Below are 14152 nucleotides of genomic sequence, written 5' to 3'. Positions count from 1 at the left end.
CCGCCATGGCGACCTCCACTTCCAAGTTTGACCTGAACGCCTGGTTCGCCGACGTCGCGAGCCAGTTCCAAGGGCTGAACCCCAAGGAGCCCGGCCAGTGGCCGCTGCTGCCCAAGCTTGCGGCCGCGCTGATCGTGATGCTGGCCGTCGGTGTCGCGGGCTATGTCTTCGTGCTGTCCGATGTACAGGCCGGCCTGGATGCCGAGCGCGACCGCGAGCCGCAGCTGCGCCAGGACTATCACAACAAGCTGGGCCAGGCCGTCAACCTGCCCGAACTGCGCAAGCAGAAGAGCCAGGTCGAGGAATATGTGACCCAGCTCGAGAAGCAGCTGCCAGGCAAGGCGGAGATCGACTCCCTGCTCTCCGACATCAGCAGCGCCGGCGTCGGACGCGGCCTGCAGTTCGAGCTGTTCCGCCCGGGTCAGGTCTTGATCAAGGACTACTACGCCGAACTGCCGATCGCGGTCAAGGTGTCGGGCCGCTATCACGACATCGGCGCCTTCGCGGCCGACGTGTCCAATCTGTCGCGCATCGTCACTCTGCACAACCTCAATGTCGTCGCGCCGCAAGGTCCGCGCGATGCGAATGGCCCCCTCAGCATGGAGGCCACGGCCCGCACCTACCGCTACCTTGACGCGGCGGAGGTCGCCGAGCAGAAGAAGGCCGCGACCAAGGCGGGAGCCAAGAAATGAAGCGCCTGCTGATTCCCCTCGCGGTCCTGATGTCGCTGTCGGGTTGCGGAAGCGACATGGACGAGCTGCGCCAATGGATGGAACAGGAGCGCAAGGACGCCAAGACCACCGTCACGCCGCTGCTGCCGCCCAAGAAGTTCCTGCCTCAGCCCTATGAATCGGCGGCTGGCGTGGACCCCTACAGCCCGCAGAAGCTGAGTGTCGCGATCAAGCAGGAAGCGGCCCAGCCGAACTCTCTGCTGACGGCCGAGATCAGCCGTCGCAAGGAGCCCCTGGAGGCCTATCCACTGGATGGCATGGCCATGGTGGGCAGCCTGACGCGCGAGGGCCGTCGCTATGCGCTGCTGCGCGTCGACAACCTGCTCTATCAGGTCAAGGCCGGGGACTACCTCGGCCAGAACTTCGGCCGCATCACCAAGATCAGCGAGACCGAGATCACGTTGCGAGAAGTCGTCCAGGACGCTGCGGGCGAGTGGATCGAGCGCACCAGTACCCTCCAGCTACAGGAGAAGGGACGATGAAGACATTGCAGGAGAACAAGTCGATGGGCCGTGGCTGGTTGCTGGGAATTGCACTCACCCTGCTGGCTGTGCCGGCGGCCTGGGCGCAGACGCAGATTCGTGCCATCAACACCAGCCAGCAGGCGGGCGTGGAGATCGTGCGGATCGAACTGAGCGAGCCCTTGGCGGCCGTGCCAGCGGGCTTCACCATCCAGACGCCACCACGCATCGCCATCGATCTGCCCGGCGTCGTGAACGGCATGGGTCGCAACCAGCTCGACATCAACCAGGGCAATCTGCGCTCGGCCAATGTGGCCCAGGCGGGTGAGCGTTCCCGTGTGGTGTTGAATCTGCGCCATGCGTCGAACTACAGCGCCAAACTCGAAGGCAATGCGATCGTCCTGGTGCTGGACGCCGGCGCTGCGCAGGCCGTGCCAGCGCCCAGCGAACCCGTGCATTTTGCGCAGAGCCTGAACGCCGCGCCGCAAGCGCTGCGCGACATCGACTTCCGCCGCGGCGCAGACGATGCCGGCCGCGTGGTCGTCAACCTGCCGAGCAACCAGGTTGGCGTCGACATCCAGCAGCAGGGCCAGAGCCTGGTCGTCGAGTTCCTGCGCTCCAGCCTGCCCGAGAACCTGCGCCGCAAGATCGACGTCGTCGATTTCGGCACGCCGGTGCAGACCATCACGACGACGCAGGTCGGTGACCGCGTGCGCATGGTGGTCCAGCCGAAGGGCAACTGGGAGCACAGCGCCTACCAGAGCGACAACCAGTTCGTGCTTGAAGTTCGATCGATGAAGGTCGACCCGAACAAGCTGACCCAGGGCCCCGGCTACGCGGGTGACAAGCTGTCGCTGAACTTCCAGAACATCGAAGTCCGCGCGCTGCTGCAGGTCATTGCCGACTTCACGAACTTCAACGTGGTGACCAGCGACACCGTGACCGGCAGCGTCACGCTGCGCCTGAAGGACGTGCCCTGGGACCAGGCCCTGGACATCATCATGCAGGCCAAGGGCCTGGGGTTGAGGAAGTCCGGCAATGTGCTGTGGATCGCGCCCAAGGACGAACTGGCCACCAAGGAAAAGCTGGATCTCGAGGCCAAGGCGGCCATCGCCCAGCTTGAACCGCTGCGCAACCAGTCCTTCCAGCTCAACTACGTGAAGTCCGAGGACATTGCCAAGGGCCTGACTGGTCAGGCTTCCGGCGGCAGCGGCGGTTCGAGCAGTGGCACCCGCATCCTGTCGCAGCGCGGCAGTGTCATCTTCGAGCCGCGTACCAACCAACTGTTCGTGTCCGACATCCCGAGCAAGCTCGAGGAGATCCAGGCCATGATCGCCAAGATCGACATCCCGGTGCGCCAGGTGCTGATCGAGGCCCGTATCGTCGAGGCCAACGACAAGTTCGGCCGCTCGCTGGGTGTCAAGCTCGGCGTCAACGACCTGCGCGGCCAGCAGGGCGGCATCCCGGGCTACAGCGTGGGCGGCGGCAACTATGTGACCGTGGGCGGCAATTACAACGGCGTCGGCTCGCAGACCAACCAGGGGGTTGCGACCAACTACAACAACACGCAGTTCGTGAACCTGCCGGCCAACACCTCGTCCGACGCCTTCAGTGGCGGTACGGCCGCCCAGGTCGCGCTGTCGCTGTTCAGCGCCACGGCCAACCGCTTCCTGAACCTGGAGCTCTCGGCCCTCGAGTCCGATGGCAAGGGCAAGGTCGTGTCCAGCCCGCGCGTCATCACGGCCGACCAGGTCAAGGCCCTGATCGAGCAGGGTGAGGAACTGCCCTACCAGGTGGCCACGTCCAGCGGCGCGACCTCGGTGCAGTTCCGCAAGGCCAACCTCAAGCTCGAGGTCACGCCGCAGATCACGCCCGAAGGCAGCGTCATCCTGAGCGTGGACGTCAACAAGGACAGCCGTGGCACGCTGACGCCCCAGGGCTATGCGATCAACACCAAGCATGTCCAGACCCAGGTGCTGGTCGAGAACGGCGGTACCGTCGTCATCGGCGGCATCTACACCCAGGATGAAGGTGAGACCGTCAACAAGGTCCCGCTGCTGGGTGATGTGCCCCTGCTGGGCAATCTGTTCAAGAACAAGACCCGCACCACCTCGAAGACCGAGCTGCTGATCTTCCTGACGCCCAAGGTCGTCAGCGAGCGGCAGACGGTGCGCTGAGGTTTCACTGAATTGACGATGTGTCAGCTGCGCTGGCTACACACGGGAGTGCAAAGAGATGTTGAAGTTTGATGTTTGGAGCCGGACCGCGGTCCGCGCGCTGTTGGGTGGCGTGCTTGCGGCCACCCTCGCAGCCTGTGGTGGCGGTGGTGGCAGCGCCGGAACTCCCGTCATCGGCGGGGGTGGTGCGTCAAGCCCCACGGGCGCAGCCAGCGCCGTGGCGGCCGATGTCGTTGTGGTGCTGAACAAATCCACGATGACGAACTCCGGAACCGACTCGATCACGGCGACGGTGACCACCATCGACAGCAACCGCGCGGCACTTGCCAGCGCGCCGGTGAGCGTTTCCGTGAATGCCAACGCAGTGGTGTCGACCACCGCGACAGCGACCGACGCCAAGGGTGTGCTGGTCGCCACCATCACCCAAGGTTCGGACTCGTCCCTGCGGCCAGTGACGCTGACTGTCAAGTCGGGCGAGGTCACGCGGGCCGTGACCTTCAACATCGTCCAGAACTCGTCGCCGAACAATCCGCAGGCGAATGACCTGTCCTTGACGTTGAGTGCCAGCAATATCAACAACGGCGGCAGCGCGACGATCACGGCGACGGCCACCGCGGTGGACGGCAACCGGAACGCCCTGCAGGGCATCCCCGTTCAACTGTCGGTGACGGATGCCAGCGCCTACATGATCGCGCCATCCAGCACCACCAATAGCAGTGGTCAGGTGACAGGCACGGTCAGCATCGGCCAGGACAGGTCCAACCGCACCATCACCGTTGTCGCGACAAGCGGCACCCTGACGCGTACCGCCGCCTTCCAGGTCATCGGGGCGAGCTTCTCGCAGGCCAGCCCGGTTCCGTCCGTGGCGACTGTGGGTGCGGCGGGTACCGTGCAGTACACCTTGTCGGATGTGAACACCAACCCGATGCCGGGCGTGCCCATCAGCGTCAGCGGCAATGGTGTGACCAGCGCCACGGGTACGACAGACCTGAACGGGGCCTACACCTTCAACTACACCACGCCCAACGCGCCGGGCACCAATCTGACGATCAAGGCAGTGGCGGGTGGCCGCGAGTCCATCGTGACGATTCCGATCGCCGGCGGTGGTGGCACGACGGTGCCCGATGCCGGCTCGACACCTGTCGCGACCGCGCTCAACCTGTCCGCGGACGTCGTCTCGGTCAACACCGCGGCCACCAACAACCAGGTCACCATCAGCGCCATCTTCCGCGATGGCAACAACGCCCCCATCTCCAACGTCCGCGTCCTGTTCGCGGCAACGGGCGACAACGGAACGGGCAAGATCGGCGCCGGACTCAATTCCGTGCTGTCCGACGCCTCGGGTACGGCCTCGACGACCTACTCACCTGGCGCCGTCAGCAGCCCCACCAACGGCGTGACGATTCAGGCCTGCTGGAAGGTCAGCGACTTTGCAGCCGGCGCGACGGCTGGCAACTGCGCTGCGGCGGGCGGCCAGTTGCTGACCACCACGCTGACCATCGTGTCCAATCCGGTCTCGATCTCCATCGGTACGGACAACACCATCTCCGACGGACCTTCGGGGCTGACCTACGTCAAGAAGTACGTGGTGCTGGTTGTCGATTCCGCCGGCAATCCCAAGCCTGACGTCCAGATCACGCCGTCGGTGGACCTGGGTGGCTTCTACAAGGGCGCCTGGGGATACAACCTCGCCACGCAACGCTGGGAGCTGAGGCCGCAGGGTGACTATTTCACGGCCCTCGGGAGCCAGGGTTACGGCGCGGGTGCACTGACGGCCATCTGCCCCAACGAGGACCTGAATCGAAACGGCGTCATTGACGGCGTCGAGGACGCCAACGGCAACAAGCAACTCGACCCGCGCAAATCCGACGTGGCCATCACACTGGTGGGCTCCACCAAGACGGATGCGAATGGCGTGGCCGTCCTGCGGCTCGAGTATGCGAAGAGCCTGGGCAGCTGGGTGAAGTACAAGATCACGGTCACCGCTGCAGGGGTCCTCAGCCCGCCAGCCTACTATCCGATCGGCGTCCCGGTGGTTCTGCCTTCAACGTCCTACTCCAACCTGACGGCCCAGGCCGTCGCTGGCGGCACGACGTACGCCGATGCGGTGATCAACTACCTGTACACCTACGCTTCGCTGCCGGTGGCGGCCGCTGATCTCGGCGGCGTGGGGGATCCCGCGTTCAAGGTCAGCCCATATGGCACAGCTGTCAGCTGTTCCGACCCGAAGTGACGTGATCGCCCTGGTGGGCATGCCGGGCGGTGGCAAGTCCACCGTCGGCAAGCAACTGGCACGCCAGATCGGCGTGCCTTTTGTCGATTCGGACCATGAAATCGAGCAGCGCATCGGCGGCAGCATCAGGCCGTTCTTCGAGCGCCACGGCGAAGATGCCTTTCGCGACATTGAAACCGAGGTCATCGCCGAGCTGATCGCGCGCGCCGGCGAGTGCGTGTTGGCGACTGGCGGCGGCGCCGTGTTGCGGGAGCGCAATCGCGAGTTGCTGCATAACGGCGCGATCGTGCTCTATCTGCGCTCCACGCCCGAGGACCTGTTCCGCCGCCTTCGCCACGACACGACGCGGCCCTTGCTGCAGGTGCGCGACCCCCTGGCCAAGCTGCGCGAACTGCATCAGCAGCGCGACCCCCTCTACCGCCGCTGCGCCCACTATGTGCTGGAGAGCGCACGCCCGTCCGTGCATGCCCTCGTCAACATGGCGCTGATGCAACTGGAGCTGGCGGGCCTGCTCGACCCGGCCCGCGTGGCCGCCACGGTGGGCGCCGAGCCGCTTTGATGCCGGCTTGACGGGAAGCGGAGGGCGCCCGCCGGGGCGGCTCTTACACTCGACCGCATGCCTGCCACCGATACCGTCCGCATCCAGCTTCCCGACAACCGCGACTACGAGATCCGCATCGGTTCGGGTTTGCTGGATGAGGTGGCGAGCTGGCAGCGCCTGCCCAAGGCCGCGGCCGCCGTCATCGTCAGCAACGAGACCGTGGCGCCGCTGTACGCCGAGCGGCTGCGCCAACGCCTGCTGGCCGTCTACAAGCGTGTCGATGTCGTCATGCTGCCCGATGGCGAGCAGCACAAGGACTGGGCCAGCCTGAACCGCATCTGCGACCACCTGCTGGGCGAGGCCCTGGATCGCAAGACCGTGCTGTTCGCACTGGGCGGCGGCGTCATCGGCGACATGACCGGCTTCGCGGCCGCCATCTATATGCGTGGCGTGCCCTTTGTGCAGGTGCCCACGACGCTGCTGGCCCAGGTTGACTCCTCGGTGGGTGGCAAGACGGCCATCAACCACCCGCTGGGTAAGAACATGATCGGCGCCTTCTACCAGCCCGAGCGTGTCATCGCCGACCTCGACACCCTGGACAGCCTGCCCGAGCGCGAGTTGCGCGCCGGCCTGGCCGAGGTCATCAAATACGGACCGATCGCCGATGCGGCCTTCCTGTGCTGGATCGAGGACAACCTCGACGCGCTGCTGGTGCGGGACAAGGCCGTGCTGGGCTATGCGGTGCGGCGCAGCTGCGAGATCAAGGCTGACGTGGTGGGACAGGACGAGCGGGAGCAGGGCCTGCGCGCCATCCTGAACTTCGGCCACACCATCGGCCACGCCATCGAGGCCGGCATGGGCTATGGCGCGTGGCTGCACGGCGAAGCCGTGGCCTGCGGCATGGTGCTGGCGGCCGACCTGTCGCAGCGCATGGGCCTGATGCCGGCTGATTTTGTCGAACGCCTGCGACACCTCATCGAGAGGGCGGGGTTGCCTGTGCACCCGCCCAAGCTGGGCGCCGAGCGCTATCTGTCGCTGATGCGTGTGGACAAGAAGGCCGAGGCCGGCGAGATCCGTTTCGTGCTCATCGAGGCCTTGGGCAAGGCGGGGCTGCATTCGGTGCCCGACGCAAGCATCGTCGAAACGCTGACGGCCCACGGGGCCGCCTGAGGTGTCGGCGATGCGCCCGGCCTATGCCGCCGACCCGGCGCGCAGCCGCGGCCGCCGCCTTCCCGAACCGGCCGCGCCGACGCGCAGCGAGTTCCAGCGCGACCGTGACCGCATCATCCACAGCACGGCCTTCCGCCGCCTCGTCTACAAGACCCAGGTCTTCCTCAACCACGAGGGCGACCTGTTCCGCACGCGGCTGACGCATTCGCTGGAGGTGGCCCAGCTCGGACGCTCCATCGCGCGCAGCCTGGGCCTGGACGAGGACCTGGTCGAAGCGGTGGCCCTGGCCCATGACCTGGGCCACACACCCTTCGGCCATGCCGGCCAGGACGTGCTGGACGACTGCATGAAGGGCCATGGCGGCTTCGAGCACAACCTGCAGTCGTTGCGGGTCGTCGACCACCTGGAGCAGCGCTACCCCGCTTTTGACGGGCTCAACCTCTGCTTCGAAACGCGAGAGGGCATCCTCAAGCATTGCTCGCGCCGCAATGCCGAACTGATCGAGGCGGCCGAGCCGCAAGGCATCGCGACGCGCTTCCTGCATGGTGGCCAGACCAGCCTGGAGGCCGAGCTCTGCAACCTCGCTGACGAGGTGGCCTACAACGCCCACGATGTCGATGACGGCGTGCGCTCCGGGCTGATCGAACTGGAGCAATTGCTGGAGGTGGACCTCGTGCGCGAGCACTGGCAGGCGTCACTGGACGCGCACCCCGGCCTGGCCGGCAAGCGCCTGCTGTTCGAGACCATCCGCCGCATGCTGTCGGCCCAGGTCTACGACATCATCGACGCCACGCGCGCGGCTCTGGCCGAGGCGGCGCCTGCCGACGTCGAGGCTGTGCGCCGGGCCGACAAGCCGCTGCTGCGTTTCAGCCCGGAAATGCGTGCCAAGAGCACGGCGCTGAAGCGCTTCCTGTTTGCCAACCTCTACCGCCATCCCCAGGTGCAGGGAACGCGGGCGCGTGCCGAACAGGTGCTGCGCGATCTGTTTGCGGCCTATTCGTCCGACGCGAGCCAGATGCCCGCCGACTTCGCCGACCGCCTCGACCGCGAGCGCGCCTGCGCCGATTACATCGCCGGCATGACCGACCGCTTCGCCATCCGCGAGCATTTGAGGCTGACGGGCAAGAGCCTGTTCTAGAGCAATCCCGATAAATTGGGGTCGGAGTCGATTATCCTAGGTGCCTCCAATCCGGCTGCCGAGCCGAAAGGGATGCCTCCATGGCCCGTCTCCCCCGACTGATCCTGCCGGGTCAGCCTCACCACGTCATCCTGCGCGGTAACAACCGTCAGGCGATCTTCTTCAGCGATCACGATCGCCAGCACATGCTGGCCACGCTGGGCGAGGTCGCCGCGCTGTACCGGGTTGCCATCCATGCCTATGTGCTGATGGACAACCATCTCCACCTGCTGTTGACGCCCTCGCAAGCCGATGCCCTCAGCCGCATGATGCAGGCGCTGGGTCGACGCTATGTGGCTTGGTTCAACACCCGCCATCAACGCAGCGGCACGCTCTGGGAAGGACGTTTCCGCGCCGGCTTGATCGAGGGCGAGCGGCATCTGCTGGCCTGCATGCGCTACATCGAGCTGAATCCTGTGCGTGCGGGCCTGTGTCAGGAAGCGGCGCAATGGCCCTGGTCCAGCGCTGCCCATCATTTGGGCCGGATGCGCAGTCCGCTGGTGACCGAGCACAAGTTGTATTGGTCGCTCGGAAACACTCCCTTCGAACGCGAGCATGCCTATGCCGAGTTGATGGGGCAGGGCGCCACGCCATTGGAACAGGCGCAATTCACCCAGGCCGTGCTGCGCGGGCGGCCCGTTGGCAGCGCCGCATTCCTGGAGACTTTGGCCGATGTTCATCCGAAGGTCGCGGTCAAGCGACCCCGTGGCCGGCCACGCAAAACACCGGTTCCTCCTGAGTCAGGCCCCGGTGAGTGCATCTGACTGTGGCCCCAATTATTATCGCTCAGCGTCTTTGAATGCAAATAATCGACTCTGACCCTAATTTAATCAAGTTGCTGCAAATGCTGCACTGCATTACGCTCCCGCCCTGTTGTGTTCCAGGAGGGCGCCATGAGCCACGCCGCGCAGATTCAAGCCGAGATCCAAGACCTTGCCGAACATGGGCTCTACCGTGCCACCCATGAGAAGGACGCCTGCGGCCTGGGCTTTGTGGCTCACATCAAGGGCCAGAAGGCGCACAACATCGTCCAGCAGGGTCTGAAGATCCTCGAGAACCTGGACCACCGCGGTGCGGTGGGGGCCGACAAGCTGATGGGCGACGGCGCCGGCATCCTGATCCAGATCCCGGACGAGTACTACCGCGAAGAGATGGCCAAGCAGGGCATCAACCTGCCGCCGCCCGGCGAGTACGGCGTCGGCATGATCTTCCTGCCCAAGGAGCACGCCTCGCGCCTGGCCTGCGAACAGGAACTCGCCCGTGCCATCAAGGCCGAAGGCCAGGTGCTGATCGGCTGGCGCGACGTGCCGGTGGACCGCGACATGCCCATGTCGCCCACGGTGCGCGAGAAGGAGCCGGTGATCCGCCAGATCTTCATCGGTCGCGGCCCGGACATCATCGTGCCCGACGCGCTGGAGCGAAAGCTCTACGTCATCCGCAAGACGGCCTCCAGCGCCATCCAGGCACTCAAGCTCACGCACAGCCGCGAGTACTACGTGCCGTCGATGAGCTGCCGCACCATCATCTACAAGGGCCTGCTGCTGGCCGACCAGGTCGGCAAGTACTACCTGGACCTGGCCGACCCGCGCGTCGTCTCGGCCATTGCCCTGGTGCACCAGCGCTTCTCCACCAACACCTTCCCCGAGTGGCCGCTGGCCCACCCCTACCGCATGGTCTGCCACAACGGCGAGATCAACACGGTCAAGGGCAACTTCAACTGGATGCGCGCCCGCGAAGGCGTCATGAAGTCGCCGGTGCTGGGCGACGACCTGAAGAAGCTCTACCCCATCAGCTTCGAGCACCAGTCCGACACGGCCACCTTCGACAACGCCATCGAGCTGCTGACGATGGCCGGCTACCCGCTCGCCCACGCCGCCATGATGATGATCCCGGAAGCCTGGGAGCAGCACGAAGGCATGGATGAGCGCCGCCGCGCCTTCTACGAGTACCACGCCGCCATGATGGAACCGTGGGACGGCCCCGCCGCCATGGCCTTCACCGACGGCCGCCAGGTCTGCGCCGCACTGGACCGCAACGGCCTGCGCCCGGCCCGCTACTGCATCACCGACGACGACCTCGTCGTGATGGCCTCCGAGTCCGGCGTGCTGCCGATTCCCGAAGCCAAGATCGTCAAGAAATGGCGCCTGCAGCCCGGCAAGATGTTCCTCATCGACCTGGAGCAGGGCCGCATCGTCGATGACGAGGAACTGAAGAACCAGTTCGCCAACGCGCGCCCGTATCGCCAGTGGATCGAGAACGTCCGCGTCAAGCTGGACGACATCAGCGTGCCCGACGCGGCCCGCCCCGGCTTCACGACGACGCTGCTGGACCGCCAGCAGGCCTTCGGCACCACGCAGGAAGACATCAAGTTCCTGCTCGCGCCCATGGCCGCGAACGGCGAAGAGGGCATCGGCTCGATGGGCAACGACTCGCCGCTGGCGGTGCTGTCGGGCAAGAACAAGCCGCTTTACAACTACTTCAAGCAGCTCTTCGCCCAGGTCACGAACCCGCCGATCGACCCGATCCGCGAAAACATCGTGATGTCGCTGAACAGCTTCATCGGCCCCAAGCCCAATCTGCTGGACATCAACGCCATCAACCCGCCGATGCGGCTGGAAGTCAGCCAGCCCATCCTGGACTTCGACGACATGGCGCGCCTGCGCGGCATCGAGGCGCCCACCCACGGCAAGTTCAAGCCCAGCGAGCTGGATATCACCTACCCGCGCGACTGGGGTCGCGCCGGCGTGGAAGCGCAGCTCGCCTCACTGTGTGCCTCGGCCGTGGACGCGATCAAGACCGGCCACAACATCCTCATCATCACGGACCGCCACCTCAGCGCCGACCGCATCGCCATCCCCGCGCTGCTGGCCCTGTCCGCCGTCCACCACCACCTGGTGCGTGAGGGCCTGCGCACGACGGCCGGTCTGGTCGTCGAGACCGGCACGGCCCGCGAGGTGCACCACTTCGCCGTGCTGGCCGGCTACGGCGCCGAAGCCGTCCACCCCTACCTCGCGCTGGAGACGCTCGAGGCCATGGGAGACGAACTGCCGGCCAAGCTGACGGCCGAGCAAGCCCGCTACAACTACATCAAGGCCGTGGGCAAGGGTCTGTCCAAGATCATGTCCAAGATGGGCATCTCGACCTATATGTCCTACTGCGGTGCGCAGATCTTCGAGGCCATCGGCCTGAAGGCGGACTTCGTCGAGAAGTACTTCCGCGGCACGGCCACCCAGGTCGGCGGCATCGGCGTGTTCGAGGTGGCTGAGGAAGCCATCCGCATGCACGAGGCGGCTTTCGGCGACGACCCGCTGCTGGACAGCATGCTGGAGACCGGCGGCGAATACGCCTGGCGGGTGCGCGGCGAAGAGCATATGTGGACGCCGGACGCCATCGCCAAGCTGCAGCACAGCGCGCGCAGCGGCAAGTTCGAGACCTACAAGGAATACGCCCAGATCATCAACGACCAGAGCAAGCGCCACATGACGCTGCGCGGCCTGTTCGAGTTCAAGTTCGATCCCGCCAAGGCCGTGCCGCTGGAAGAGGTCGAGTCGGCGGCGGACATCGTCAAGCGCTTCGCCACCGGCGCCATGTCGCTGGGCTCCATCTCCACCGAGGCCCACGCCACGCTGGCCGTCGCCATGAACCGCATCGGCGGCAAGAGCAACACGGGCGAGGGCGGCGAAGACCCGGCCCGCTACCGCAACGAGCTCAAGGGCATCAAGATCACCGGCGGCAGCAAGGTCGGCGACGTGCTCGGCCACAAGATCATGGAGGCCGACTACGAGCTCAAGGACGGCGACAGCCTGCGCTCCAAGATCAAGCAGGTGGCCTCGGGCCGCTTCGGTGTCACCACCGAATACCTGGTCAGCGCCGACCAGATCCAGATCAAGATGGCCCAGGGCGCCAAGCCTGGCGAAGGCGGCCAGCTGCCCGGCGGCAAGGTGTCCGAGTACATCGGCTTCCTGCGCCACTCGGTGCCGGGTGTGGGCCTCATCAGCCCGCCGCCCCACCATGACATCTACTCGATCGAGGACCTGGCCCAGCTCATCCATGACCTGAAGAACGTCAACCCCAAGGCGGACGTGTCGGTCAAGCTGGTGTCGGAAGTGGGCGTGGGCACGGTGGCCACGGGTGTCGCCAAGTGCAAGGCCGACCACATCGTCATCGCCGGCCACGACGGCGGCACCGGTGCCTCGCCCTGGAGCTCCATCAAGCATTGCGGCACGCCGTGGGAACTCGGCCTGGCCGAGGCCCAGCAGACCCTGGTGCTGAACCGCCTGCGCGGTCGCGTGCGCGTGCAGGCCGACGGCCAGATGAAGACCGGCCGCGACGTCGTCATCGGCGCGCTGCTGGGTGCCGATGAGTTCGGCTTCGCCACCGCGCCGCTGGTGGCCGAGGGCTGCATCATGATGCGCAAATGCCACCTCAACACCTGCCCGGTGGGCGTGGCGACTCAGGACCCGGTGCTGCGCAAGAAGTTCACGGGTCGCCCCGAGCACGTCGTCAACTATTTCTTCTTCGTCGCCGAGGAAGCGCGCCAGATCATGGCCCAGCTCGGCGTGCGCAAGTTCGACGAACTGATCGGTCGCAGTGACTGGCTGGACACCAAGAAGGCCATCTCGCACTGGAAGGCCAAGGGCCTGGACTTCGCCCGCATCTTCCACCGCCCCAACGTGCCGGCCGACGTCTCGCGCATCCACAACGATGTGCAGGACCATGGCCTGGAACGTGCGCTGGACGTCAAGCTCATCGAGAAGTGCCTGCCCGCCTTCGAGAAGGGCGAGAAGGTGCAGTTCATGCAGGAGGTCACCAACGTGCGCCGCTCGGTCGGTGCGCGCCTGTCCGGTGAACTGATCCGTCGCAAGCCCGAGGGCCTGCCCGACCACACCATCTTCATCCAGATGGAAGGCACGGGCGGTCAGAGCTTCGGCGCCTTCCTGGCCCAGGGCATCACCTTCTATCTGATCGGTGACGCCAACGACTACACCGGCAAGGGCATGTCCGGCGGCCGTGTCGTCGTGCGTCCCAGCATCGACTTCCGCGGCGACGCGACCAAGAACATCATCGTCGGCAACACCGCGCTCTACGGCGCGACGCGCGGCGAGGCCTTCTTCCGCGGCGTGGCGGGCGAGCGCTTCGCGGTGCGCCTGTCGGGGGCCACGGCCGTCGTCGAAGGCACGGGCGACCATGGCTGCGAATACATGACCGGTGGCACCGTCGCCGTGCTAGGCAAGACCGGCCGCAACTTCGCCGCCGGCATGAGCGGTGGCATCGCCTACGTCTATGACGAGGATGGCCACTTCGCCAAGCGTTGCAACACCAGCATGGTGTCGCTGGAGAAGCTGCTGCCGGCCCACGAGCAGGAGGCCACGGTCGACAAGGCCATCTGGCACAAGACCAAGGCCGTCGACGGCGTGGATCGCGAAGCCCAGACGGACGAGGCCATCCTGCGCAAGCTGCTGGAAGACCACCACCGTTGGACCGGCAGCCAACGCGCCCGCGACATCCTCGACCACTGGGCCGAGTCGCGCACCAAGTTCATCAAGGTGTTCCCGAACGAATACCGTCGTGCCCTGGGCGAAATCAACGCCGCCAAGGAAGCCGCTCAAACCATCGCCCAGGCCAAGTCGCCTGAGGCCGTCACTGCCAAGGCCTGAGGAGA

General features: G+C 65.8%; 9 protein-coding genes. All 9 read left to right on the top strand.

Annotated features, from left to right (window positions below; genetic code table 11):
* The first annotated feature begins 5 nt into the window (after positions 1-5).
* Positions 6-692: a type IV pilus inner membrane component PilO gene (locus J2X20_RS08400; RefSeq protein ID WP_310263312.1), complete on the top strand. Its 687-nt coding sequence runs from the start codon at positions 6-8 to the stop codon at positions 690-692.
* Positions 689-1213, top strand: coding sequence for a pilus assembly protein PilP (locus J2X20_RS08395; protein WP_310263311.1), 525 nt, complete (start codon positions 689-691; stop codon positions 1211-1213). The genes J2X20_RS08400 and J2X20_RS08395 overlap by 4 nt, the downstream gene beginning before the upstream one ends.
* A complete protein-coding gene (locus tag J2X20_RS08390) occupies positions 1210-3369 on the top strand; it encodes a type IV pilus secretin PilQ (protein ID WP_310263309.1) in 2160 nt (719 codons plus the stop codon). Before J2X20_RS08395 ends, J2X20_RS08390 begins: the two co-directional genes overlap by 4 nt.
* A gap of 58 nt (positions 3370-3427) precedes the next feature.
* The gene (locus J2X20_RS08385; protein ID WP_310263308.1) at positions 3428-5602 is read left to right on the top strand and encodes a beta strand repeat-containing protein; all 2175 of its coding nucleotides are present in this window, start codon (positions 3428-3430) and stop codon (positions 5600-5602) included.
* On the top strand, positions 5568-6161 hold the full coding sequence (locus tag J2X20_RS08380; protein WP_409034142.1) for a shikimate kinase: 594 nt from the start codon (positions 5568-5570) through the stop codon (positions 6159-6161). Before J2X20_RS08385 ends, J2X20_RS08380 begins: the two co-directional genes overlap by 35 nt.
* A gap of 57 nt (positions 6162-6218) precedes the next feature.
* On the top strand, positions 6219-7313 hold the full coding sequence (gene aroB, locus J2X20_RS08375) for a 3-dehydroquinate synthase (RefSeq protein ID WP_310263306.1): 1095 nt from the start codon (positions 6219-6221) through the stop codon (positions 7311-7313).
* Between the two features lie 10 nt (positions 7314-7323).
* Entirely contained in the window at positions 7324-8451 is a 1128-nt protein-coding gene (locus J2X20_RS08370; RefSeq protein WP_310263304.1) for a deoxyguanosinetriphosphate triphosphohydrolase, read from the top strand.
* Positions 8452-8531: 80 nt separating this feature from the next.
* Positions 8532-9254, top strand: coding sequence for an REP-associated tyrosine transposase (locus J2X20_RS08365; RefSeq protein WP_310263302.1), 723 nt, complete (start codon positions 8532-8534; stop codon positions 9252-9254).
* Between the two features lie 129 nt (positions 9255-9383).
* Positions 9384-14147 carry a glutamate synthase-related protein gene (locus J2X20_RS08360; RefSeq protein WP_310263301.1) on the top strand — a complete coding sequence of 1588 codons (4764 nt, stop codon included), beginning with the start codon at positions 9384-9386 and terminating at the stop codon, positions 14145-14147.
* Positions 14148-14152: the final 5 nt, after the last annotated feature.

The sequence above is a fragment of the Roseateles saccharophilus genome (assembly GCF_031458095.1).
Taxonomy (GTDB): Bacteria; Pseudomonadota; Gammaproteobacteria; order Burkholderiales; family Burkholderiaceae_C; genus Pelomonas; species Pelomonas saccharophila_A.
Note: the sequence above shows the minus strand (reverse complement) of the source record. Positions and strands in the feature narration are given on the sequence as shown.